This is a genomic window from Sporosarcina gallistercoris (genome assembly GCF_014836415.1).
Classification (GTDB): domain Bacteria; phylum Bacillota; class Bacilli; order Bacillales_A; family Planococcaceae; genus Sporosarcina; species Sporosarcina gallistercoris.
Genome location: NZ_JACSQY010000006.1, coordinates 47963 through 72154, shown reverse-complemented (window position 1 = coordinate 72154; position 24192 = coordinate 47963). Strand labels below are relative to the sequence as shown.

The following is a 24192-nucleotide window of genomic DNA, read 5'->3' as shown; positions in this document are numbered from 1 at the left end:
TTTGGTTTCGCCACATCCTACACATTTGGCATCCCGGTTTCGATTAAAGACTCGATAACAACTAAATTTCCATTCCTACTTCCGTAAACGTAGCCATATGATTCATCATGCTGACAGCCGCGTCTATAATCGGGAAGGCTAACGCCGCGCCAGACCCTTCACCGAGGCACATATCCATTGTTAACATCGGCTCGATTCCTAATAACTCGCTTGCCAGTCGCCCGCCTGGTTCGGCAGATGCATGGGAGGCTATGAAATAATCCTTGGCGTTAGGCTCTATCGCTGCTGCTATCAAGGCCGCCACTGTGGAAATATAGCCGTCTACCACGACAGGTATGCGATTTGCGGCAGCCCCAAGCATCACTCCTGCCATGCCCCCGATTTCCAATCCGCCAACTTTGGCCAGCACATCGATTCCATCGCTTGGATTGGGCTGATTCTTCTCGATGGCTTGCCTGATGACCGATGCTTTGTGCTCAATTCCTCCTGGTCCCACACCTGCACCTTTACCCGTTATTTCTAACGGATCGCAATTTTTAAGAACGGACAAAATGGCCGTACTGGGAGTCGTGTTGCCAATTCCCATCTCCCCTGTCCCAAGCAACTGGATTCCATTTTTCACTTCTCGATTGGCCATCTCAATTCCAACTTCTATCGATCGGATCGCTTCTTCTCTTGTCATTGCAGGACCTTTCGCCATATTTTCTGTTCCATGTTTTACTTTCCGTCCAATCACGCCACTATCTTCAGGCAGTTCCCCTTTGATGCCGATATCTACTGCAGTAATTTTCGCTCCGGAAACTTTACCTATTGCACACACACCTGTCAATCCTTTTTGAAAGAGCAGCGTTTGCGCTAATGTAACCTCTTGAGGATTACTGGAAATCCCCTCCTCGTATACACCATGATCGGCGGCCATCACAATCATCGCTTTCCGTTCTACTGAAGGGGATGGATTCCTGGTGATACCTACTAATTGAACTGCAATCTCCTCGAGTCTTCCTAGACTTTTTGGTGGCTTAATCAGACTGTCTACGCGTTTCCAAGCGCTTTCTATCATCTCTGTATCCAACTTATCAATCTTTTGTACGGTCTCTTCTAAAATTTTCATTTTCCATTCCCCTTTTCCCTAAAAAATAAATATCCTCTTTATATTAAGCTTTACCACCTTGCACACTACTTGTTTTGACAAGTTCATCTAGTTAATTTGTCCTCTCAGTACTCGAGCAGAATCGTCTAGCCTTATAGAACGAAATAGAGGAGCGCACACCTTGAAAATGATTCTAAATCGTGTCTGACGTATACAGTATCCATTTAAAATGAAACCTAATATTCTCATAACCACTCTGCAGCGTCACATTCAATTTGCCGGATTACCTCTGATTTTCCTTCTATATACTTCTCGATATCATCAGGATACTGCTCAGCTAATTGTGTTTTCAACTCCCCATATTCCATCGCTCGTGCAGGATGAGCTCTTAAAAAATCCCGAAACAAAAGATGACGCGTAATCTCTGCACATCCTTCTTCAAAAACATGGACATGATGACTCCTTTCATTGCCACCCTTTTGAAAGTAACGTCTTCCTTCAATTCCATTTTCACCTTTAGGTTCATACCCAATACCACGCATTGCATCATTGTGTGCATCCACACACGCAATCGATCGAACGACTAGTAGAAGGTCTATCACGGGCTTAGCAGATAATCCAACTACTGCTGTACTGCCAATATGATGAACTTCAAGTACATCAGAACCGAAAATTCCTCGTAATATAGCGGCTTCTTCTTGAAATGCAGATAACCATAATGACGAGTAAGGAAGTACCTCCACTTTCCTTTTGGACATCATATACATCTTCCTTTCTATATTAAATTAGCTAGTTCTCATTCTATCCTAGCTTCTCAATGTGTAGAGTAATCTATAAAACCGGATATAGTCACTTCTTACTATTCTGATAGTTTAGCATAGTTGGCAACATTCTGGTCAGTACACTCAAAAAACCCGCTACATAAGTCGCAGCGAGTTTAGATTCGGCTATCATCAAAATAGAATATTCAACTGCCACTTCAGTTATCTGAACAACAGCAAAGTGATATTGCTCTTCCAGATTTTTATAACGAATATAATACGTGTGGATGTGAATGTGCATAAGCAAACACCCCAAGAACGAATTCCTTGGGGTGTTTGCTATTGTTATGCTTTTACAGGTTCTCCACTGAATACCTTAAGGTCCATGGGTGCAGCAAGGTAAGTTGGCGCTTTTTGCTTAAAAGCAGTGAAATGCTCACTTGTATTATGGGCTGCAGTAGCCTCTATATTTTTCCAAATTTCAACCATTGTATAATGGCAATCTTGTTCAGTAGATTTCAGCAAGTCGTAGCTGCTGTTCCCTTCTTCAGCTCTTGATGCAGCAAGAAGTGTTTTAGCTTCTTCCAAGAATGCTTGTTCTTGATCCGGTTTTACTTGAAGGTTTGCGTGAATAATAATCATAGTGATCCATCCTTTTAATTAGATTTATTGAATTAGAGGCTTATACCTGATCATCTTTAGTTCAATTTTTTTCAATAGGTTTTAGTATTCAATGATATTGTTTTGCATGCGATTCAGCATGTCGGATAGCGATTCCAATTCCTCCGGGTTGAAATCATGGAGCATTTGGTTCACAAAACTAATTTTTTCTTTTTTGTAACCGACAATTTGTTTACGCCCTTCCTCGGTAAGGCGAACAAATATCACCCGATTATCGCTAGGGTTTCTTCGTCTTGTCACCATGCCGTTTGCCTCAAGTAGTTTTAGATGTCGAGTAATGGCACCACTATCGATATTAACAGCTTTTTGAAGCGTGGATTGATTAATTTCTTCTGTTTCGTAAAGCTGATGAAGCAATTCATAGCGTGATGCGCTAATGCCCGTACATCGTTCAAATTTAGGGCTGATCTGATTATTAAGTCCATTAAGCAGACGTAAGATTTGTTCTTGATTTGAAAGTGAACATCTCATCAATTGACCTCCAATGTAATTTGTGAGGTCAATTGATAAGAAATCCTACAATTAATTGACTTCTCAATAGTTGACCCATCAATAAATATAATACAACATCACCTAACATGCAATCGAAATAATACCTGCCCTAAATTCATTCGTTGTAAAACTTAACACAACACATATCACATTAAGTTCAATAGAGTCTATCTTATCTCCATTTTGTAGTTGTCTCAACGGGAAGACGATATGATTGAAAACCTTCATTGATGGCTTTACCTATAGTGATTAACATAACCGGCAAATAACGTTCTTTCTCCAGACCATAAGCTTCAGCAATCTGGTCTTTTTCATAACCACCGATAGGATTCGTATCATATCCATAAGCACGTGCTACTAACATAAGTTGCATTGAGACTAGACCAGCATCCAGCATAATGGTATCTTTCATTTCTTCATAGGACATCTTTTCATAAACTGGTTTAAAAGCATTCAATTGAAATTCTTTAACTTCCTCAGGCATATACCCAAGTTCAACAGCTTTGCCGTAAATTTCTTCGGCATGCTCAAAATTATTGAGATCAGCGAATACAGCAATGACTGCGGATGAGCTCATGACTTTATCTTTATTGAATCTGGAAAGAGGGGCTAGTGTAGCTTTTCCTTGCTCACTGTCAATCACAAGAAATCTCCAAGGTTGCATATTAATAGATGATGGGGCTTTTGAAGCTTGAGCGATAATCTCACTCATTTCTTCATGGCTGATTTTAACCGTAGGGTCATATTCCTTAATGGAACGACGTCCGTTTACAATTTCATTGAAATCATTCGTTTTCTGATATGTTTGCATCATGGAAAAGCTCCTTTTCATATTTTACATTAATTGATGAAACAATGTTTGACACCTCAATCGTTGCTTCGTCAATTAATATAATATGGATTTGAGAAATATGCAACTCCTAAGATTGTTTCACCAAAATTTAACAATGCATAAGCAACTCAACACCAAACATGCACTTGACTAGTAGGAACATCTTAAATTCCACTCGCTATAGTCCAGTTAAATCCGTTACTTGGAGCGTTTGTGTATCCGTATGAAGTAATGACTACTCTTCCTCTACAAAATCTATTAATGAACATATCGAGGCGAGGCTGTGCGTTATTCAGACATCCTCCAGGATTCTTGTCAGTACATACAAAAATCCCGCAGCATAATTCGCAACGGGATGGATTCATGTCCATTTAGACATGTAGTTCACTTACACAAATGACGCGTCAAAATTTCTTATGCCTGGATTTGTTCTCTGCTGCAATTTCATCTTTCAAATCGCTAATGCTTTCTGCACGTCGTTCGTTTTTAGCTTGGATCTGTGCACGCTCTTTACCTTCCGCAAAATACATTGCTTCTTCGGCCGCTTCCATATTACCAATGGTCTTATTCAACCGCTCAACATTATCCGCAGGATCATTCGGTTTCGGATAGTTTTTCGCCATCATACTTCCTCCTCTATTCATCATGCTACAGAGGATAGTGTTCCCCGAACTGGTTGAATTATTACAGACGAAACCCGAGAGATCGATTTCCAAAAAGGGTATCGTCACTCAGTTACACACTTGAACGACCTTTGCGCCAGTGAGTTTCGTCAGCTCTCCAGGCGTCAGTTCAAAAACGGCTTTCGGATGACCGGCGGCAGCCCAGATCGTATCATACTGCAACAAGTCTGAGTCGATCAGTGTACGAATTGGTTCAACATGTCCCATGGGTGGAACTCCGCCAATTACGTATCCTGTGTGTGCACGGACAAATTTGGCATCCGCCTTGCCGGGCACTTCCCCCGCATGCTCCTCGATTTTCTGTTCATCAATCCGATTTGTTCCGCTTGCAATCACCAACAGCGGCTCTCCGGATTGTTGTAATTTGAAAACGATGGATTTCGCAATCTGGGCGATTCCACAGCCGATCGCTTCAGCCGCTTCTTGAGCAGTCCGGGCACTGTCCGGCAGCTCTTTCACTTTTCGATCGCTTCCCAATTCTTTCAGCTTTTGCTGAAATTCCCCTGCTTGTTTACTTAACTCCATTACCACAGTTCCTCCTTTAAGCATGTGAATAGACAGAGTATAACATTGATTACATTGAAAATTAAGACAACATTCGATTTTCATTCCGGCTCAATACTTCTATTTATATAAATGTGATCAAGTAGCACAGTAATCCGCTCAAGCACAGCCAATTGTGATCAAGCAGCCCTGTAATCCGCTCAAGCACAGCCAATTGTGTTCAAGCAACACTGTACTCCGCTCAAGCGCACAACGCGGAAGCAAAAAAATGCAAGCATAATAAGATTTTCCGTTCAAGCACGCGTGCGCTATTCGGGTCTCTTCTTATGCTTGCTTAGTTGAACCAAACCTTCGCACTGCACTATTAGGACGTAATTCCGAGCAGTATTTGCGAAGTGGAATACTTAGGTTGATTGTCCGAAAAAAAAAAAGAAACAGACACAAAATAGTCTGAATCCGTTCTTCTGGAATTCTCCTTTTGTACTATCCCATGAAGCCTAAAAAAATCTCACCTTCAGAAACCGGTACTGGGTTCAGTAAATCTCGCGTCAATCATGGATCGATGGGCTTTCTCAATCCATTCGTTATACTTTTCATACAGCGGTCGAATCTCGTTCCTATCAGTTGCGATAATATCACAGCCTCGCTCGCTGAATACATGAAAGATGATATGCCGATTTTGATTGAGATAATAGAGTTCAAATCTACTGTTAGGCTGTTTTTTCAGCCCGGTAATCGGCATTCTCTCCTGTTCAAAAAGTTTTGTTTCAAGCATAAGAGAGTAGCGTAAATCCTGTTTCCGACACGGTTGAAGAAAACGATGTGTAATCATCTCCTCTCCTTCCGCGCTCCGTGGTTCTGTCACTAGTTCATGTCTTAAATGATCCAACACTTCTTGGCTTTTGACAAAAGTCCGATACGTGCTCAAAGGTCTTTTTTCAAAGAAGTTGTGATTCTTTTTTGTATAAACTTCCGCTACAACCAACAAGTCATCCTCATCCCCGAAAACTTCATCAAATAGAGCAACCGAACGTTGGATCGCCTGCTTCAGCCCATTTGGCGAATCCATCGTGACTCCTGGCTCTGTCAATTCAAATCTTAAAGCGGTCTCCCATCTTAAAAACAGCGGTGCTTGCAAGATTCCTTTTTCGAAATGCTGTTTTAAATATTTTTCTAACGTTTCTATACGAATTACCTCTTTTCCACTAACAATGTTCCAGGTTTACAAGACTAACTAAGTATTGCCAGTTATTGAATTTGAAAATTATATTATAGATGAAATCCTATCAAGATACGTCGTACTCTACAACTATCTAAATCGAAATCAGCCTTTTGCCACGTAATGATTCCTATTTCATCTACTTATGTAAAACATTTTTCCTAACAATTGATTTCGATAAAAACGTTGCATCCATCCCGTAAGTTCCGAGGAGAGTTCGCCTGTATTTCTACCAGTGATCAAGCAGTCTGCGTCCCCGCCTAAGCACCGCAAAATCCTGTTGAAGATAAAAAATACCCGGATTCAGTGAACGCCCAATCCGGGATTTTACCTAATTCCCTGCACATCGCGAAGCAAGAGTATGGGTATTTCTATCAAGCCCTTCTCAAAATCTTCTCCATCGCTTTGCCTTTTGCTAATTCATCAATCAGCTTATCCAAATAGCGGATTTCCTGCATCAACGGTTCTTCAATGTCTTCCACCCGGATTCCGCAAATTACACCTTTGATCTGTTTACGTTCGCTGTTCATCTCAGGCGCTTCCGAAAAGAACGTTTCAAAGTCGGTCTGCTTCTCCAAATGTACCTCCAACTCTCCCTGCTCATAACCTGTCAGCCAGCGAATAATTTCGTCGACTTCCTCTTTCGTACGACCTTTCCTTTCCACCTTGGCAATATAAAGGGGGTAAACCTTTGAAAAACTCATCGTATAAATTTTATGTTTCGCCATCCTGCACCATCCTGTCTTGTCTAGTAGTGGTTCATACGATAAACAGTATGCGCGTGTCGTTCCTCACTTTAATTCCTCGACGAGGCGGAAGCCCTTCGTCTTCAAATGATTCATGTGGTGTTCAAACGTTTCTACAGTTCTTGAAGGGTCCTGCAATTCAAAGAGCATCCCTGACAGCTCGTTCCGTCTGATACGCACGGACGCAATACATCCTCTCACCGGAGGTTCATCCGCCTGGCTTCTGTCATAGACATGGATAAGCACGTGCTCAGCTGGCAAGATCGCGAACACATTCCGTGCTGCGCCAAGGATGCAACTGCACACGTAATCCTGATAGAGAGCAAAGTAGTTGGTCTTTCCCATCTTTTTTCGGGACAGGTTGCCTTTCGCCGTCAATGACAGCACTTCTTTTGGGACGACCTCATCCTCTCCGATGTCTACAAAAACTGTCAGTTCGCCGTTGCAGAATTTCACATGCACCTTGTGCCCGAATTGCTCGATGGCAGCAAACGCAGGATACTCCTGCAAGGCTTCCTGCCATGCGGATTCGTCCCCCGCCAGCACCTTTGACGCCTGGTCGGCCAGCGTCTGTTTTTCAGACAACTGGATCTTGTCCTGCACAATCGCTTTGCTCAGTTCCTCTTCCAGTTCCCTGCGTCTCGTTTCTTCTCTGCGGAACAACCGGTCAAACCAATTCGGTTGGAACGCCTTCAATTTGCGACGTGCTTCTTCTGCACGAGGTCCATTTGCTGCGAGCTGTTCCAAGTCTTCCTGAAGAATCGCTTTCCAATTTACAGGCTGAACCGTCTCTAAATGAGTGGAAAGTAACATATCCACGTAACTTGTATAGGCCTCCACCTCTTTAGCTTCTGCAGAATAAGCCGGCTTAGCCGATGAAGCAGTTTGAGAGGACGAACGCAGAGGACGTTTGGAACGGTTGGACGTCAATTGCTCCGAGTACGAAATTCCTGTTCCTGGAATCCCGACATTCGCTCGAACACCTCGTTTTCCTACCGTGACGGACGCACCCCGCGGACCAATCGATGTACTGAACCCACTCTTACTAATATTCACCCGAACCCCCGGTGCAATCTTAATGCGTTTTTGAAATCGGAACCCCATAGGCAGTCTCCTTTCAAGTGATAAAGTATTCCCCCGTGCATAACTGAATTGCAGAATAAATGAGTTAGCCTATTATACCAATATTGGAATCGACACGAAACACAAAAAGACCGCACCTCATACAAGGTGCGATCTGCGTTATTTATCCTTATTATTAAAAGTCTCGTCAATTACTTTCCGCTCATCAACCAATATCCAATCGTTATGCATCTCTTATAGAAATCGAATATCATTATTATCCTAAGCTAAACTATCACAATTCTGCTCACCGTTTAGATGATAAATCAAGTTCCGAGCCTTATTGATGAAATACACTTGAATACCGCTCGATGGATTTCCTTTCAATATCGTTGATGGATGCGCATAATCTTCTTAACAAATCATCTGCAATAGCTGCTAATAACGCATGTCCTGTGTTTTACACACCACAACCAAATCTTCAAAACATTATTCGATTGATCTGCCGATTTTCAGTTTTCGATCCAGTTCTTCCTTTTGACGCAGATGATGACGGAAATGCATGCCAACGAGCGCCAGCCACTCCTGCGCATTCAACCATCCAAAACCTCCATGTTCAACTTTTTGTTGAGGGTTTATTTCATCCACTTTCAGTTCCAGTTGTTTCATTCTTTCCGATAGCCGATCGAGCTCGAGCATAATATCCTCTGATAATTTCTTATTGTCCGGGGGTGCGTCAAGTTCCGGTGGTAATTTGATCTTAATCGGCGGAAAACCACCATTCTTAAATAAGTGCTCTCCGAACTCTGTCTTCCCCTGCTTTTGCTCTCCCGCAACTTTCGCACAAGCCTCAACACTGTCCAAATACTCATGAGCCACAACAATTAAATGATCATACAGTTGACCAATTGACCAGACTTCTGGCTCGGGGATGTAGCGCAATTGTTCGAGTGTATAGTGATGTAAAAAACTTTTATATTTCGCTATCAACTCGAAATCATCCATATGAACACTCCTATCCTGTAACTAATCAGTTCCACGTCGAGTACATTTTCATAAAATCATTTCCGATTTAAATGTCATCTTCAACAACCGCCAAACTGTAACTTCTTGCATCCCTTTAGTTGAACAACTCATTAAAGTCACTCACCGATTTCTTTTTTAGCGAATCAGTCCTTGGATTCCCATCAAAATAGGGGTGTATAAGAGCAACGGAATAAGTAAAATGACTGCACCGAGTTTTCTGTTTCCCTTCTTCAATAGCAATAAGGATAAGAAATAAAACAGCGGATAAATAATGAACGCTATGATCATTACCCCATCTATCATTTGATAAAGTTTATCGGCACCTACCAATAACACAGGGATCGCAACTAGTTCCAGGATGCTGAAAATGGCCACCGCTATCCACAAACTTTTTATCGTCACGATACATCCCTCGATTTCTATCTCCATATGGCTGCCGCATGGCTAGGTCAAATAGTTCGTTGAATAAAACCCTGACTGATAAATTTTTCCTTATCCCTATTCTATCACCCGTTTCTGAATAATCCAATATCACTTTTCTTTCCGATGGACTACACAAGAAAACCCTTTTCGGGAAAACGGAGGTCATGTTCAGAGTTATTTTGCATACTTTTCAAGTTCTTCTTTCCACGATATGCAAATATAAAAAGGTCTAATTCCCCAGCATTGAAATTGGGGAATCAAACCTTTTTGTTACTTCATAAACGTGCCTTATTGACGCATTCAACCTAATTTTGACTCATACGTTTAGCCATTCTTTCGAATAAATCCGCTGGTATCGTAATATGTGGATGGATCCTTTTCTCTAATCCGCCAGTAGCGCAAGTATTATTATTTAAAGTACGATCTTACTCAACTAATAGTTTCATCACAAAACAAAATAGCCCATTTTTGATATAGGCAGATCTCTTATTCTCCTACCATGCCGTCATTATCACGATCTTGCATGTATTGGTACAACCAATGTTCCCTAGTTATTGGCATACTGAAACCGGCTGCTTTCGCTTCTGCGATTGTCACGATACCATTTCCATTCGTATCAACACTTGAAAGCTCACCTTCGTTTGTTGAAGAACTTTCTGATTTAGATTCGGACTCATTATTTCCGGTTAGTCCCAGAGATTCGTTTACTTCATCTGGATTCACATTTTCAAATGAATCCGTAATGACATTCCCGTTTATTGTATAGGTATACTGATAGCTAGATGGAATCTGCGTTTTTGTATTTGAATACGTGATAATTGCTTCAAATTTAGTAGCTCCACCTGCTCTTCGGATCTCGTTTTCCATATACGCTTGATCACCATGTCGGTTGAGCGTACTATCTTGTGGGGTAATGTTATAAGCATTCGATACCCCTCCGAGAGAGTCGGCAATTACATGTCCCTCATCTAAAACGTCACTTTCAACGCCTGGAACCTTGGCCTCATCAGCATAGTATCTGCCAGTCGATAAAACAGGTTCGTTCCTGTCATCTTGTAGAACGATTTCGTCAGCTATTACACGTACTAGTTGCCCGTTTTCATTCGTAAATCCCCAATATTCTCGGTCCCCGTAACCAATGTCAACCACGATGTTGGGTTCACGATATCCAGATAGATCCCCACCATCCACTTCAATTAGTTTGTATCCGGAGAACCGTTCCTTCTTTGGTTGAGCTGGTTTTTCTTCTACTTCCGGTTCCTCTACTACGGGCTTTTCTTCTTCCTGTTCTTCAACAACCGCAACGGCAGTTTCTTCTTCACTAATTTTATTCGGTTCAACAGTCGTGACTTTTTGCAAATCTGTTTCTACATCTGCAACGGATGCATCTTCTGAGTTGGTACAACCGACCATAAAGACGATTGTTAAAAGTAAAATCAAATAGTTCATTTTCTTTGTCATTCTTCATACCATACCTTTCATCTGTGTGAAACCAATTAAAGTTCTAGTCCATTTATTTTTTCCAGCTTATGTAGCATCCTATATGAATGTTCGAGAATTATTTTCGATACTATCGCCCGATTGCGGAATATATTTCGTAAGGAACATTCACTGCTTAACGCAAATTTTATAGCATAAATTCCCACATTCCCCTTGGAATTTAAATGATAATGCAGGAGAAATATTAGCGTTCGTAACTATATAAAATTACTCTTCGAACGTTCGATAATTCGTATGCACTTTTACCAACGGTTTTCGGTAAAGTGTCTTTATCATTACCATGCAATACATGAGTGCGTGGCCATTCGCACCAAAACACCAGGTTCCGCCATAGATAAAGCTCAACTAGCTGCGTATACAGATACAGCTTTGGCTACTACAAGGTCAGCGATGCAAACAATCTTACACTAGCCATACATGACGACAAACAAAAGTACGCCATAAACGCAAAAAAGACCCCACATGTAGGGTCTTTTTCTAGCAATTATTAAGCTTTTTGAACGTTTGTAGCTTGTAGGCCACGTTGTCCTTCTTCAATTTCAAATGTTACACTTTGACCTTCGTCTAAAGATTTGAAACCGTCACTTTGAATTGCTGAGAAGTGTACGAATACATCGTCCCCTGCTTCGCGTTCGATGAATCCGAAACCTTTTTCTGCGTTAAACCACTTAACTGTACCTTGTTCCATAGTTATTGCCTCCTAATGTGGACATCCACATAATTGTTACTATACTTGCTCAAATACCTTAGACGAAAATCAAATATTTTCTCTATCTGAAAAGAACAAAGATAATACTCTTTAAATATAACAGGTCTTCGCCGAAATAGCAAATAATTCAAATCATTATATTGTACAGCCATTACTTTCCCTCTGAAATTCTCTATAAAAATGCGTAACTCCCCCTATTTCCATCGCATGCGCAAATCCCATTAATCGTATCCGCCTCTAGCATCGGGAAGCTTCATATATTCTTCCTTACTCCTCATTTTACTTACTACGAAATTCCGTAACGCAAATAATTGCTTGGCATCTTCGGTCGGTTCACAATACGCACCTGATACGGCATGAGTTATCGTTTCACCGTTCATAGTGATTTCCCATTGATCCTCTTCGAAAGGTGTTTGCTCACAAATAGTTCCGTTTATAGGGTTGGGTATATAGTTTTTAGTTCCTCTAATATCCGCTTCTTTCATCTTATCGTAAATCTCAGCCTTTTCCTCTTCTGTTAGAGCAATCGCTGCCGTGATTGTTCCATCTTCTATCAAATCCTTGGTCACTGTATTCGTGAATGAGTTGATTTCATTTTTCTTTTCAATTCCGTAGGAAACAGAAAATCCAAAGTCGTCAGGCATTTTTTCTGACATTGTTTGAGGAATAGTACCGGTTTCGTAGAAAGGTGCATCTTTTGGAGATGTGGAATTGTTCGTACACCCAACTGATACAAGGGCAACCGCTAACCATAAGAAAGAGAACCTTTTCATCATAACTCCCCTTTTTGAATGAGACGTAAGGGTTCCCCGGAAGTTACAAATAAGAATCGAATTCTCAAATAAGTTCAGTACGATTCAAAATACTAGTCGAGGAACATCGATTCACTCGAAAAAATCACCTTTGGAATCTTTTCGATTCTCAAAAATCCATTCCGCCTGTCTACCTTTTGCCCTCTCCACTCTATCTAGAGAATAAAAGGGGGCTTTAAAGATGACACACTACTTATCACGATACGCAAAATTCAACAGTAAAGAAGAAATGGACGCCGCTGCAAGAACACATCTGGACATCCACTGTAACTCGCTGAATAAAACCGATCGAGCGGTGCTTGAGATGATCCGGTGTTATTCGGTGAAATATTTAGCTGCACATTTGAAACACGAAACGATCGAAAAGAAATTGGCTGTTTCGAATTCCACAGTACGCCGTTCACTACGCAAACTCGAGAAACTTCAAATCATCGAGCGGATTCATTACGTACGTCCAGTGATGAGTGGTCTCGGGGCAAATATATACGTCATTTTGCCTGTAGATGACCAGGGGAAATTGGACAGGGGACCACGTAGCATAGAAGCTGATGAGAGTAAGGATTCAACCACACATTTTGAAAACGAACCTTCTCTCTATAAATCTAAAAATCTTAAAGATCTTATAAAGACGTCTCATCCTGCGGCAGAAAAGTTATCCACAACCTTATTCGGGAAGATGAAATCCTTATTATCCATTAGCGGGGATACAGCAAAAGCACGTAATTTTTTCGGCATCTATCGAGTCTTATCGAGAAAAATGTTGAAATTCGAAATCCATCAAGAGAAAGGCCCCTTATTTGAAGAGCTGGCTCACCGGGCTACACGCATCGCTGTCATGGCACAGAAAACGAAAACCATCCGCAATTTACCAGGATACTTCAAGGGCGTCCTGCGGCAACTGATGACTGAAGCATTGTTTGCGGATATCTATCAGGAGTATTCCGTGTCAGTGGACGAGTTCTCGTTAGCCGTAAACCGCGGCGTCACGGGCTGATAATACGACCTGTAAAGGGTTTTAGGTGTGTATTTGTTCTTGTCATATCTAAACTACAATAGCAATAATGAATTTCACCTTTATCATTCAACTTACAATCGACATCGTATACCTGGCTGCCCACCACTTCGCCGACGAATTATCGTCCCGACATTCGAACAATATTATCTACTCGGTTGTCCATAAAATAATGTAAACTGAGATTTCATATGTTTTTTGAAACTTATTTACCGCAATCATACAAATTCATTTTAGACACTTCTGAATTTCAACTAATAAACATTAGAGAATCACTAAATAAATTTCGAACCTAATGTGAGGTTGAGGTTTTATGGATGCAATAAATTGATTGCATTTCGCACCAATAATAAATAAGCTCCTTCCGCTACTCGAAAGGGGCTTACTTTTTGTAGATAAATATTCTATTTTCTAACGTATAGCGCGTATCATATAATTTGCTAAATCCCTTAATTATTGGTGATTTAAAAACTCATTGTAACAATATCCGCGTATTCGACAACTTTCATTCTTCAATCAAATAACGATAAAGTTTCCTCTCAACTGGTTGCTCCATAATCATATTCATATGTACAACGGGTATATTTTTCCCATTTTTATCAATCATTCTATCTTCTTCAACTGTAGATTTGTCGGGATATCCTCTGCCCAGATAATAGAAATCAGTACCTTCATCATTATCTTTTTTCACAAAAATGTGTATCTCATTTCCGTGCTGATCAGAATTTATGACTCGCTGAACTTCCTGTGAATGAATAGTTCTATTGCTACGGGTATACCATTTAAATAATTCAGCATTCAAAAATTCATCACCATAATCAACGCTCGAATCAACTCCATCATGTTTGTGATACGTTACAAATATAGGACACGTTCCATGTTTAGGCTTATAGCCATACATGGTCGAGCTTTCATCTGCACTCCAGTTCAAAAGTTTACAGGCATCTTTTCTTGAATACTTTTCGTACAGAGTAAGTGGCTTATCGCATTGGTATCTGTTTGATAATATTTTCGCACTTTCAACAATATCTTCAAATAACTTGTAAAAATAAGGGTTATTTTTTAAACTTTCTCTAATGGAATCATTGAAAAAGTATCTTTCGTTTTGATCTAGTTCAATTATTTCCTTCTCACCATATTTCTTTTTATTATTCTGTGTAAAGAAAGATAGATCAAATACACGATTAACTGAGGTTAAAGTCTCCTTATCGATTACACAGTTTACCTTAGATAGTAGTTCCGAATACTCTGTTTTTGAAACAAAGCCCTCGTACAACAATAATTCAAGCAAAAGAACTTCATGTTTACGTTTACCATTTAAGACTTCTAAGGATAGCATCGTTAAAACTTTATTCTCGTAGGCTGTTATTCCCGGAACATCTTCTTTCATCCTCAATAGGAATTGATAGTAATTAAAATACTTTTCAACAATTACTACAGGATCAATTGAATGATTTTCCAAGTAGTCTCTTAAGAGAGGTATCCGCCCAATTTTATTTCTCAATTCAATATAGGCCTCTCTAAGGATCTTTAAAGAGGTCAAATTGCTGCTGTTGATAGAACTAAATATTCGCTTCTTTGCAATCTCTTCAAAATTAACTGTCGAAACCCCTTTAATGTAACTTGTATCTTTTGTTCTCCGGCGAACTGTATCTTTGTTAAGTGATTTATCTCCGGAAAGCGCAATAGGGATCAAATAATTATTTGTATAATTTCCTATAAAGTCTATTATAGTGACATAATTTTTAGAAAAATGTTTTCGTAGCCCACGTCCTAATTGTTGGATAAATATTATGCTCGACTGTGTTTGTCTCAACATGACAACTTGGTTAAGGCTAGGTATATCTATTCCTTCGTTAAATATATCAACTGTGAGAATATAATCTAACAATCCATTTTCTAACTGTGTCACTCGTCGATTTCTTTCTTCTTGAGAGTCGTCTCCTGTTAATGAGACTGTTTTTAGGCCACGCCTATTAAGTGCTTTTGATAATTTCTTTGCCTCATCTTTTCTACTACAAAACATTAATCCTTTCACTACATTTCCCGAGTATCCATAGAAGTTAACTTTTTCAATGATATGGTTTATACGTTCTTCAGTAACTAACTTTGACAAAACAGCCGCGTCATCAAGTACTTCACCGTCTAATTCAAAATCTGTTACCCCAAAATAGTGAAACGGACAAAGCATATCTTCTTCTAATGCTTCTTGTAATCGAATTTCATACGCAATATTGTAGTCAAAGAGCTCATATATATTAAAGTCATCTGTCCTCTCAGGTGTAGCAGTCATGCCCATTAAAAACTTTGGTTTGAAATATTCAATGACGCTTAAATAAGATGCCGCACCTGCTTTGTGCACTTCATCGATTAAAACGTAGTCGAAGTCTGCTGGATTAAATCTATGTAGATTTTCTGTTTTAGATAATGTTTGAATGCTTGCGAATAAATACTTCTTTTCTTCTTGCTTACTGGATCCAACAAACATTCCGAAATCTTCTTCAATACCTCCGAGTATTTTTATAAAATCTTCTTTGGCTTTATTTAGGATCTGTTCCCTATGAACGATAAATAACATTCGTTTCGGATTAAAGCTTCTGACATCAAATGCAGATAAATATGTTTTACCTGTCCCTGTAGCAGAAACAACTAGTCCTCTAGTTTTCCCCGCATTGCGCACAGCTTCAATTTGAGCCAATGCCGCTTTCTGCATTTTGTTTGGTGTAATTTCAAGTGCTTCTTTTATTGCGTTCGGATTGTAATTTGAGGGAAGTTCAATAACTTGCTCGGCAAGTTTCAAATCAGCATTTTTGGAGTATTCAATCTCATAATTTTCTATCCAGTATTCTGTTAAGACATTAGATGAAGCCCAGACTTCCTCAAACTGATTTTTAAAGTGATGAACAATATCCCCGTTTTCATGAGAAGTCAGCTTGACATTCCATTCGTAATTCACTTTTAATGCATGAGCAGTCAAATTGGAACTTCCTACAATCAAGGAGTAATGGGTACTCTGCTTAAAAATATAGCCTTTCGAATGAAAACCTGTTAAATAGGTTATTCTTACTTCAACATTGGTAAGCTTCATTAGTTCACGAAACACTTTAGGTTGATTAAAGTATAGATAATTAGAAGTAATAATTCTTCCTTTTATTCCTCGATCAATAAGATCTGAGAATAGGGATTTAAGTGTTGCTAACCCACTTTCAGTAATAAATGCAACAGAAAATAAAAATACCTCACTACTTTGTAACTCCTCTTGTATAGTAGTTAAAACGTTTTTATTCTGCAAACTATTATTAACTAATAATTCCGGTTTGAAGCTTCCTTTGTTATTAAAATTATCAACAAAACCCTCATGCAATGATATTTCTAAGTTTCGTATAAAGTTATCCATATAAATTCACCTCTCATTTTTCTAGAGTGGATGTTAATAATGCTTCAATTGCCGGTATATCTGCTGGAGCCCATTTCAAAGTGGCAAGCTTGCTTCTTGATACCCATTTCAATTCAGCATGTTCACTTAACTTTGGAACCCCTTCTGTAACTTTAGCCATAAACGTTTCCAAACGAACAATAAAATTTTCATATTCATAAGTCGTATCCTCAACTTGTTCTAATACTTTAATTGAACATCCTAGCTCTTCTAATATCTCTCTTTGTAAAGCCTCTGTCTTAGACTCTCCTGGTTCTATTTTACCTCCAGGAAATTCCCAGTAATCAGGCAATGTCATTTCTGGACTTCGCAATGCAGCTAAAATTTCAGCATTTTCATTTTCAATAATAGCCCCTACAACATGAATTTTCTTTTTCAATTGTTCCACCTATTCTTTCCTATGGTAGTTTTTCACCTCATAAATAAATACCATTATATCTAAGTTTCATTTTAATGACACATACTACTAACTTTAGCATACTTTTCTTAATAGTTTCACTTCTATATGCAACAGACATATAAAATCCTTCAAATCAATATCAGCCTAATCATTATTAGTGAGACATTATCAAATCGGGTGTTACGTTATATATTTTTTCTTGATAGAATTTTTCCTATATCAGCAAGATGGGTAGAGGGTAACGGTTATTTATAGATACATGCTAAACTATAGGTAAAATCTAGAAAGAGGTGCACCATGCCAATCTACAACAAACTAGTCCGCGACCGAATCCCTGAGATCATCGAGCAAGACGGTAATAAGACAGTTACTCGAATTCTGTCTGAAGATGAGTATTTGTTGGAAATCAAGCACAAAATGCATGAAGAACTCACTGAATATGAAGAAGCTGCAGAAGATGCCGATCAACTAGAAGAGCTTGCTGATCTCCTGGAACTTGTACATGCTGCAGCAGCTGTTCTTGGAGCGACCCCTGCAGAACTTGAGGAGCTCCGTGCAGAGAAAGCAGCACAGCGCGGCGGTTTCTCTGATCGTATTTATTTAGTCGAGGTGCATGATGAATGACATCCGCCTTATTACTCACGATCTGCTTCATCATATTAAGGGGTTAGCTGATTCTGCGGATACCATTTATATCGTTACTGCGTTTCTGATGAATTCCGGTGTAAAGGAGATTCTTTCTGTTCTTCAGCAAGCCGCCCTCAGGAAGGCAGATATCAAGATTTTAACAGGTGATTACATGTCGATCACGCAGCCCGATGCCCTATTGCTATTACATAGACAACTGGCGGACGCTGAGATTCGGATGATGGAAAGTGGAGGAACGTCATTTCATCCGAAGGCGTATTTGTTTGGCTCCAAGACAGGTGATTCGGTTATTGTCGGTTCTTCGAATTTATCGAAATCAGCGCTTGGGAACGGTGTGGAGTGGAATTTGCATACTCCTTCTTCTGTCGATCCCATGCTGTTTGAAACAGCTGCTGCGGAGTTCATGAAGCTGTTTTTGTCACCTGCGACGCAGGAAGTGAATGAGGAGCAGATATTGCAGTACAGAGAGAGATATGAGCGGATGAATACCCGCCTTCCGTTCAGCCGGGAGTGGGCCAAGCAAGAGGAACTCGAGATGACGTTCGGTCCGTCGGAGGAGCCGACGGTTGTACTTGAACGGCAGGAGACTTATGAGCCTGTAATTCTCACTCCACGGCCTGCGCAAAAACTTGCTCTTCGTTCTCTTGATAACACATTACTCGAAGAGCGAGATAAGGCATTGGTTGTTCTTGCAACAGGGCTAGGGAAAACGTATTTAGCTGCCTTTTTTGCTCAAAAGTTTCAACGTATTTTGTTTATAGCCCATCGAGAAGAATTACTGACTCAAGCTATGACTTCCTTTAGACAAGTAAACCCTCAACGATCCTGCGGTTTGTTCAATGGTTTTTCAAAAGACATTATTTCTGATGTTGTATTTGCTTCCATTCAAACACTTAGTATGCAACGACACTTGAATACATTTGAAAGGCATGACTTTGATCTAATTATCGTGGACGAATGTCATCATGCTATGGCTAATTCCTATGAACGCGTGCTAGCACACTTTTCACCTAAATTTTTGCTTGGATTGACTGCAACGCCTGAACGTTTAGACAACAAAGATGTCTACAGTCTATGTGATGGCAACATCGCCATCTCCGTAAATTTCTTTGAAGCAATTCGCAACAATTGGTTATCACCTTTCGTCTATTACGGAGTTTTCGACAAAACCGATTACAGCGAGCTGAAGTTTAGAAATAATCGGTACGACGAAGAAGGATTGTTACAGTTGCAAATACGAACCGAATATGCTGAAGCTGTGTACGATGCCTGGGTGGAACGAAAACAAACAAGAACGATTGGTTTTTGCTCTTCAGTGCGCCAAGCACAATTTCTAAGCAAGTATTTTTCGCAACAGGGAGCGCGTTCTATTGCTTTACATGGTGGAAGCGATAGAACGATTCGAATGAATGCGCGCCAACAGTTACAAGATGGCAGCCTGGATATCCTCTTTACAGTAGATTTGTTCAACGAAGGTGTGGATATCCCGGCTGTTGATACGTTACTTTTTGTGCGTCCTACAGAATCTCCTACTGTTTTCACACAACAAATTGGTCGTGGACTGCGCTTGGCTAACGGGAAGTCGCATTGCGTAATTATCGACTTGATCGGTAACTATCAAACGGCTCGTAGAAAATTTTCAGTTTTCATCGAAAACGACACCATTGGAAACACTACAATTACTGGAGACGTTCTTACACAACCAGAACAATGGGAATTCAATTTAGAAACAGCTGTGATCGATTTACTAGAGGCGATGAAACCAAAGATGTCTCCTAAACAAGCGTTAGTACACGCTTATCAAGAGTTAAAACTGACGTTAGGAAGAAGGCCAACTTACTTAGAGTTCCACTTAAAAGCAGATGCTGATATAGAAGATGTAAAAAGGAACTTTAAAGCCTATCCCATTTTTTTGAAACATGCAGATGCGTTGACCGATCTTGAAGTGGCAGTTTTAGAGACTTATAAAGAGTGGTTTGTAAATGTGGCTACAACCAGTATGACGAAAAGTTATAAGATGGTGCTACTGCATGTCATGCTTAAACGGGGGAGCCTTGATTGGTATAAACCTATCACTGCAACGGAAGCAGCTCCTGGCTTTCATCAATATTTAACAGAGAAATCTTATAGGTTAAAAGATTGGCATACAAAAAAAGGTGCGACACTCATCAACTATGATGAAAACAGGATGACAAAACTCATTGAAGATATGCCGATGACGAAGTGGAGCGGATCTTATAGAGGATTGATTACTTTTGTGAATAGATTATTCACAATACAAATCGATCCGGAAGAAATGCATGCTGAGATTCTATTTGATTGGACTCGGCAGATTTGTGAAGGTTCGCTGCATATGTATTTCGAGAGAAAATCTAAATAAAATTATTACTCAAAAAGGCTAGCTCCAACCGTCTTACCCCAGACAGTTGAAGCAGCCTTTTTCAATTCACAAATACGACAACACCATTCCACCAACAGCTCCCGCCACCACTACCATCCATGGAGACAGTTTCCAATATGCCAGCATCGTGAACAATACTGCAGCGAGGGCGAAGTCGGTTGGTTGTAGAACGGAACTGGTCCAGATCGGGGTGTAGAGTGCCGCGATCAGAATGCCGATTACGGCTGCATTGACGCCCATGATGGCCCCTTTGACTTCAGGGTTGTTCCGCAATTGATCCCAAAATGGGAGTGCTCCAAGAATGAGCAGGAATGCGGGCAGGAACACAGCGAAGGTTGCAACGAGGCCGCCTTGCCATCCTTTCATGACCGTTCCGATGTAGGCGGCAAATGTGAAGAGCGGACCCGGTACGGCTTGGGTTGCTCCGTATCCAGCTAGGAAGGATTCTTCGCTGATCCATCCAGTTGGAACAAATTCCTGTTCAAGTAAGGGCAGGACGACATGTCCACCGCCGAATACGAGTGAGCCGGATCGATAGAAACTGTCAATCATGGCGACCCATACGGATCCTGTAAGTTCCCGGAGTATCGGTAACAGAACGAGTAGTCCTGCAAATAATACGAGACAAATTGCGGACACACGCTTGGTGATCGGGAAGGTCGATTTGGCTGGTTCGGTGCTTTCTTGCTGCTTGAACAGCAAGAATCCTACGAGTGCTGCGAGGAGGATGACACCGACTTGCGTCCATGCGGATTGCCAAAGCAATGTACCGATGAGTGCAAAGAGTGCAATGGTCTTCCTTGTTGCGTCCGGGGTCAGGTTTTTGGCCATTCCGATGATGGCATGGGCAACGACCGCCACTGCGACCAGTTTTAGTCCGTGAATCCATCCTGCGTTCCCGATATCCGTAGTTGTAAGTAGTCCTGCAAACAGGATGAGTGCAATCACTGACGGGAGTGTGAATCCGAGAAATGAGATGATGCCTCCGATGACGCCTGCCCGCATGACGCCAATTCCGATTCCGACTTGACTGCTTGCAGGTCCTGGTAAGAACTGAGCCAATGCGACGAGGTCTGCATAGCTTTTTTCGTCCATCCACTTCTTTCTGCGGACGTATTCTTCATGGAAGTAGCCCAAATGTGCAGTGGGTCCACCGAACGATGTCAACCCTAGACGAGTTGAGACGAATAGGATTTCCAATAATGATTTCATACTTCGATTCGATTTTGCTGGCTTCATGGGAGCCTCCTTTTGGTAGTCGATGCTTTCATGGCTTGGATTTTGACTTCACTATCATGAAGGTACCATGTCTGACCGCAGCTATGTGCCGTTTGATCGAAAATTTACAAAATCGTCATACTGGAAGACTTTTCTTAATGAATCAAAAGAAGAGCTTGTGTCTTTTTCATCTTTGCTATGTACAAGTCTGCCTCGACGTCTTCATGCTAACAATCCTGCGATATGAAATATATATTGAATCATTCTGATAATTGTGTATAATTGACTCTATCGTATTGGTTCATAGTCATGAATGAGCGTTGTTGAGTCATTCATCACAAGAAAAATATGGATGGTGCTACGGAGTCATTTCTCTATTCCAGGTGATGCTCCGAGCAACGTCCAGAGACTATCAAGGGGGTATATGAGGATGAAAGCATTGGAGTCGATCAGTTCGTTTGCAGGGAAGTATTTTGCTGTGTGGGTCATCATCGCAGCGCTTATGGCCTTTCTATTTCCAACACCTTTTCTAGGATTAGGTGCATATATCACCATTTTGCTCGGAGTTGTCATGTTTGGCATGGGGCTGACATTGAAGGCGGTGGATTTTAAGATTATCGCTACGAAACCGTTGCCAGTCATCGTGGGGGTTGCAGCTCAATTTGTGATTATGCCGCTTGTTGCGTTTGCGATTGCTTATGTACTGAAGCTTCCGCCAGAATTGGCTGCTGGTTTGGTACTCCTCGGATGTGTTCCGGGTGGTACCGCTTCGAACGTGATGGTCTATTTGGCGAAAGGGAATTTGGCGCTGTCGGTTGCGATGACTTCCCTTTCCACGCTACTCGCACCGATTGTGACTCCTGTTTTGCTGTTATGGCTGGCAGGTCAGTGGCTTCCGGTTGACCCGGTGTCTATGTTCAAGTCGATTGTCCAAGTAATCATCGTACCGATTGTCCTTGGTCTTTTGATCAGACGGTTTTTCCCGAAGGCCGTCGAGAAGAGCGTCACAGTTGTACCGCTCATTTCGGTGCTCGCTATCCTCATCATCGTGTCCGCTGTCACGTCTGCCAATGCAGGCAATGTCATCTCTTCCGGTTTCGTCGTGTTCGCTGCGGTTTTCCTTCATAACGGCTTCGGATTGCTGCTTGGCTATTTGACGGCCTTAATGCTTGGATTGAATGAGAATGACCGCAGAGCCATCTCTCTTGAAGTCGGCATGCAGAACTCAGGTCTCGGCGTCGCACTCGCAACTGCACATTTCGGTCCTCTTGCTGCACTTCCAAGCGTATGGGGTGCGATCTGGCATAATATTTCGGGGCCGATTCTCGCGACCATTTGGTCTAAGAAGCCTACAAAAGTAGAGGAGCCCGAACAGCATCTTGGCATAATTCCCGTCCAACCGTTTGAGTCCCGCTGAGTGGTTTACGAATACTACACTAGAAAAAGAGCTGAGCATCGTTTGATGTCCAGCTCTTTTTTATGGGTGTCCCCTAGACTTTCACTCGAATCTGCCACTTTTTGACCGCTTGTGATATCCTTCTAGCCCATGGCTTGAAGTTATTTATCATCACGATCAATTTTAAAAGGTTTTTCTTCTTGTTCTGAAACATTGTATTGCCTAATCATTTGATAACTACTAGACGCTTCATCATCAAGATGGAGTTTATTGGAACTGACTACATCTAGTGCATCTGACATCATATTGAAGAGATATTGTGGTTCTGGGGCCTCTTCCACTGCTGCAAGAACTAGCGCATTCCGCAAATATCCTGCATGTTGTGAGAGTAATTGAGCATTAAAATCCAACCTATTTGCTTCAGCAAAGAGCTTCATGAAAATTGAAACTGTTCTTGTATTCCCTTCACGGTAAGGATGGATACGCCAAAGTTTCACCATCAATACAGAAAAGTCTTTTATAAGACTAGGATTAGAATAACTCCATTGTTTGGATTGGGCCCATTTAAAAACATTTTCTAAATCAGATACAATGTGATCTTTATCGCTATAAGCAACAGATAATCCATTTAAAACCCGTTCGCTTTTAGATATATTGACTGATCGAAATTTCCCAGCCCATGTATACAGCTCATGAAAAAGAAAGTGATGAATGATTTGGAGACTATCATACTTATGAAAATCAATCTTCCAGGTTATAGAAGAAATATCTACTATCCCTGCAATTAACAACTGTGCTTCAACGTCAATTAATTGTTTTTCATCACGAATGTCTAATTTGTTGATCAAGATGTTTGTATTAGGATAAATATAAGGATCCATAAATCATTGTTTGGCCCTTGTATATTTTTCAACAATCGCTTGCTTCAATTGACTGGAGGATAACTGCCCCTCTTCATATTGCTTTAGAAGATTCTTTGTAAATACACTTGGTTTTCCACCGTCAATCGAAGCCATTCCAACTGCAAACTCTACTTGCCTTTGGCGTTCTATTCGTGAATTTGCATTCATAAAATAACACCCCTCATTTGTTCTTACCTCTATTATACCAGTTTTCATGTACCATTAGACAGTTCATTCAC

24 protein-coding genes are annotated in these 24192 nt (G+C 40.8%); 4 read left to right on the top strand and 20 right to left on the bottom strand.

Features of this window, described 5'->3' with window-relative positions:
• Positions 1-61: 61 nt before the first annotated feature.
• The 15 genes from cobT to H9659_RS09255 form a co-directional block, all read right to left on the bottom strand.
• Entirely contained in the window at positions 62-1111 is a 1050-nt protein-coding gene (gene cobT / locus H9659_RS09325; protein ID WP_191689772.1) for a nicotinate-nucleotide--dimethylbenzimidazole phosphoribosyltransferase, read from the bottom strand.
• A 224-nt stretch (positions 1112-1335) separates the two neighbouring features.
• On the bottom strand, positions 1336-1851 hold the full coding sequence (locus tag H9659_RS09320; RefSeq protein WP_191689770.1) for a GrpB family protein: 516 nt from the start codon (positions 1849-1851) through the stop codon (positions 1336-1338).
• A 345-nt stretch (positions 1852-2196) separates the two neighbouring features.
• Complete coding sequence (locus H9659_RS09315; protein ID WP_191689768.1) at positions 2197-2493, bottom strand: putative quinol monooxygenase; 297 nt, start codon at positions 2491-2493, stop codon at positions 2197-2199.
• Between the two features lie 81 nt (positions 2494-2574).
• Positions 2575-3003 carry a MarR family winged helix-turn-helix transcriptional regulator gene (locus H9659_RS09310; RefSeq protein WP_191689766.1) on the bottom strand — a complete coding sequence of 143 codons (429 nt, stop codon included), beginning with the start codon at positions 3001-3003 and terminating at the stop codon, positions 2575-2577.
• 193 nt (positions 3004-3196) lie between these two features.
• Positions 3197-3835: a nitroreductase family protein gene (locus H9659_RS09305; RefSeq protein ID WP_191690014.1), complete on the bottom strand. Its 639-nt coding sequence runs from the start codon at positions 3833-3835 to the stop codon at positions 3197-3199.
• A gap of 425 nt (positions 3836-4260) precedes the next feature.
• Entirely contained in the window at positions 4261-4479 is a 219-nt protein-coding gene (locus H9659_RS09300; RefSeq protein WP_191689764.1) for a small, acid-soluble spore protein tlp, read from the bottom strand.
• 108 nt (positions 4480-4587) lie between these two features.
• Positions 4588-5064: a YbaK/EbsC family protein gene (locus tag H9659_RS09295; protein WP_191689762.1), complete on the bottom strand. Its 477-nt coding sequence runs from the start codon at positions 5062-5064 to the stop codon at positions 4588-4590.
• A gap of 493 nt (positions 5065-5557) precedes the next feature.
• Positions 5558-6229, bottom strand: a complete 672-nt coding sequence (locus tag H9659_RS09290) for a DUF3885 domain-containing protein (RefSeq protein WP_450097552.1) — start codon at positions 6227-6229, stop codon at positions 5558-5560.
• A 407-nt stretch (positions 6230-6636) separates the two neighbouring features.
• A complete protein-coding gene (locus H9659_RS09285) occupies positions 6637-6990 on the bottom strand; it encodes a DUF2200 domain-containing protein (protein WP_191689758.1) in 354 nt (117 codons plus the stop codon).
• Positions 6991-7053: 63 nt separating this feature from the next.
• Entirely contained in the window at positions 7054-8112 is a 1059-nt protein-coding gene (locus H9659_RS09280) for a DUF4236 domain-containing protein (RefSeq protein WP_191689756.1), read from the bottom strand.
• Positions 8113-8559: 447 nt separating this feature from the next.
• Complete coding sequence (locus H9659_RS09275) at positions 8560-9075, bottom strand: DinB family protein (RefSeq protein ID WP_191689754.1); 516 nt, start codon at positions 9073-9075, stop codon at positions 8560-8562.
• 156 nt (positions 9076-9231) lie between these two features.
• A complete protein-coding gene (locus H9659_RS09270; RefSeq protein WP_191689752.1) occupies positions 9232-9525 on the bottom strand; it encodes a hypothetical protein in 294 nt (97 codons plus the stop codon).
• Positions 9526-10005: 480 nt separating this feature from the next.
• Positions 10006-10980 carry a DNA/RNA non-specific endonuclease gene (locus tag H9659_RS09265; RefSeq protein WP_191689750.1) on the bottom strand — a complete coding sequence of 325 codons (975 nt, stop codon included), beginning with the start codon at positions 10978-10980 and terminating at the stop codon, positions 10006-10008.
• Positions 10981-11506: 526 nt separating this feature from the next.
• On the bottom strand, positions 11507-11707 hold the full coding sequence (locus H9659_RS09260; protein WP_191689748.1) for a cold-shock protein: 201 nt from the start codon (positions 11705-11707) through the stop codon (positions 11507-11509).
• A gap of 242 nt (positions 11708-11949) precedes the next feature.
• Positions 11950-12504, bottom strand: coding sequence for a hypothetical protein (locus H9659_RS09255; RefSeq protein WP_191689746.1), 555 nt, complete (start codon positions 12502-12504; stop codon positions 11950-11952).
• A 217-nt stretch (positions 12505-12721) separates the two neighbouring features.
• Here H9659_RS09255 and H9659_RS09250 point away from each other — a divergent pair, with 217 nt between their 5' ends.
• Positions 12722-13534, top strand: a complete 813-nt coding sequence (locus H9659_RS09250; RefSeq protein WP_191689744.1) for a hypothetical protein — start codon at positions 12722-12724, stop codon at positions 13532-13534.
• 523 nt (positions 13535-14057) lie between these two features.
• Here H9659_RS09250 and H9659_RS09245 read toward each other — a convergent pair.
• Complete coding sequence (locus H9659_RS09245; RefSeq protein ID WP_191689742.1) at positions 14058-16949, bottom strand: DUF3427 domain-containing protein; 2892 nt, start codon at positions 16947-16949, stop codon at positions 14058-14060.
• Between the two features lie 13 nt (positions 16950-16962).
• Positions 16963-17367, bottom strand: coding sequence for a (deoxy)nucleoside triphosphate pyrophosphohydrolase (locus tag H9659_RS09240; protein ID WP_191689740.1), 405 nt, complete (start codon positions 17365-17367; stop codon positions 16963-16965).
• 318 nt (positions 17368-17685) lie between these two features.
• On the opposite strand from H9659_RS09240, the gene H9659_RS09235 reads away from it, so the two are divergent.
• Positions 17686-18012, top strand: coding sequence for a nucleoside triphosphate pyrophosphohydrolase (locus tag H9659_RS09235; RefSeq protein WP_191689738.1), 327 nt, complete (start codon positions 17686-17688; stop codon positions 18010-18012).
• Positions 18002-20416, top strand: a complete 2415-nt coding sequence (locus H9659_RS09230; RefSeq protein WP_318240714.1) for a DEAD/DEAH box helicase family protein — start codon at positions 18002-18004, stop codon at positions 20414-20416. Before H9659_RS09235 ends, H9659_RS09230 begins: the two co-directional genes overlap by 11 nt.
• 66 nt (positions 20417-20482) lie before the next feature.
• Here H9659_RS09230 and H9659_RS09225 read toward each other — a convergent pair whose 3' ends face one another.
• Positions 20483-21676: a chromate transporter gene (locus H9659_RS09225; protein WP_191689736.1), complete on the bottom strand. Its 1194-nt coding sequence runs from the start codon at positions 21674-21676 to the stop codon at positions 20483-20485.
• Positions 21677-22085: 409 nt separating this feature from the next.
• On the opposite strand from H9659_RS09225, the gene H9659_RS09220 reads away from it, so the two are divergent.
• The gene (locus tag H9659_RS09220) at positions 22086-23072 is read left to right on the top strand and encodes a bile acid:sodium symporter family protein (protein WP_191689734.1); all 987 of its coding nucleotides are present in this window, start codon (positions 22086-22088) and stop codon (positions 23070-23072) included.
• A 140-nt stretch (positions 23073-23212) separates the two neighbouring features.
• Here the strand turns inward: H9659_RS09220 and H9659_RS09215 are convergent, their stop codons facing one another.
• Complete coding sequence (locus H9659_RS09215) at positions 23213-23932, bottom strand: Fic/DOC family protein (RefSeq protein ID WP_191689732.1); 720 nt, start codon at positions 23930-23932, stop codon at positions 23213-23215.
• Positions 23933-23935: 3 nt separating this feature from the next.
• Positions 23936-24121 carry an antitoxin VbhA family protein gene (locus H9659_RS09210; protein ID WP_191689730.1) on the bottom strand — a complete coding sequence of 62 codons (186 nt, stop codon included), beginning with the start codon at positions 24119-24121 and terminating at the stop codon, positions 23936-23938.
• Between the last annotated feature and the right edge of the window lie 71 nt (positions 24122-24192).

Excerpts from the sequence above, each read along its gene's own strand:
- cobT (WP_191689772.1), bottom strand. The coding sequence starts at position 1,111 with ATGAAAATTTTAGAAGAGACCGTACAAAAGATTGATAAGTTGGATACA.
- H9659_RS09320 (WP_191689770.1), bottom strand. The coding sequence starts at position 1,851 with ATGATGTCCAAAAGGAAAGTGGAGGTACTTCCTTACTCGTCATTATGG.
- H9659_RS09315 (WP_191689768.1), bottom strand. The coding sequence starts at position 2,493 with ATGATTATTATTCACGCAAACCTTCAAGTAAAACCGGATCAAGAACAA.
- H9659_RS09310 (WP_191689766.1), bottom strand. The coding sequence starts at position 3,003 with ATGAGATGTTCACTTTCAAATCAAGAACAAATCTTACGTCTGCTTAAT.
- H9659_RS09305 (WP_191690014.1), bottom strand. The coding sequence starts at position 3,835 with ATGCAAACATATCAGAAAACGAATGATTTCAATGAAATTGTAAACGGA.
- H9659_RS09300 (WP_191689764.1), bottom strand. The coding sequence starts at position 4,479 with ATGGCGAAAAACTATCCGAAACCGAATGATCCTGCGGATAATGTTGAG.
- H9659_RS09295 (WP_191689762.1), bottom strand. The coding sequence starts at position 5,064 with ATGGAGTTAAGTAAACAAGCAGGGGAATTTCAGCAAAAGCTGAAAGAA.
- H9659_RS09285 (WP_191689758.1), bottom strand. The coding sequence starts at position 6,990 with ATGGCGAAACATAAAATTTATACGATGAGTTTTTCAAAGGTTTACCCC.
- H9659_RS09280 (WP_191689756.1), bottom strand. The coding sequence starts at position 8,112 with ATGGGGTTCCGATTTCAAAAACGCATTAAGATTGCACCGGGGGTTCGG.
- H9659_RS09275 (WP_191689754.1), bottom strand. The coding sequence starts at position 9,075 with ATGGATGATTTCGAGTTGATAGCGAAATATAAAAGTTTTTTACATCAC.
- H9659_RS09270 (WP_191689752.1), bottom strand. The coding sequence starts at position 9,525 with ATGGAGATAGAAATCGAGGGATGTATCGTGACGATAAAAAGTTTGTGG.
- H9659_RS09265 (WP_191689750.1), bottom strand. The coding sequence starts at position 10,980 with ATGACAAAGAAAATGAACTATTTGATTTTACTTTTAACAATCGTCTTT.
- H9659_RS09260 (WP_191689748.1), bottom strand. The coding sequence starts at position 11,707 with ATGGAACAAGGTACAGTTAAGTGGTTTAACGCAGAAAAAGGTTTCGGA.
- H9659_RS09255 (WP_191689746.1), bottom strand. The coding sequence starts at position 12,504 with ATGATGAAAAGGTTCTCTTTCTTATGGTTAGCGGTTGCCCTTGTATCA.
- H9659_RS09250 (WP_191689744.1), top strand. The coding sequence starts at position 12,722 with ATGACACACTACTTATCACGATACGCAAAATTCAACAGTAAAGAAGAA.
- H9659_RS09245 (WP_191689742.1), bottom strand. The coding sequence starts at position 16,949 with ATGGATAACTTTATACGAAACTTAGAAATATCATTGCATGAGGGTTTT.
- H9659_RS09235 (WP_191689738.1), top strand. The coding sequence starts at position 17,686 with ATGCCAATCTACAACAAACTAGTCCGCGACCGAATCCCTGAGATCATC.
- H9659_RS09230 (WP_318240714.1), top strand. The coding sequence starts at position 18,002 with ATGATGAATGACATCCGCCTTATTACTCACGATCTGCTTCATCATATT.
- H9659_RS09225 (WP_191689736.1), bottom strand. The coding sequence starts at position 21,676 with ATGAAGCCAGCAAAATCGAATCGAAGTATGAAATCATTATTGGAAATC.
- H9659_RS09220 (WP_191689734.1), top strand. The coding sequence starts at position 22,086 with ATGAAAGCATTGGAGTCGATCAGTTCGTTTGCAGGGAAGTATTTTGCT.
- H9659_RS09215 (WP_191689732.1), bottom strand. The coding sequence starts at position 23,932 with ATGGATCCTTATATTTATCCTAATACAAACATCTTGATCAACAAATTA.
- H9659_RS09210 (WP_191689730.1), bottom strand. The coding sequence starts at position 24,121 with ATGAATGCAAATTCACGAATAGAACGCCAAAGGCAAGTAGAGTTTGCA.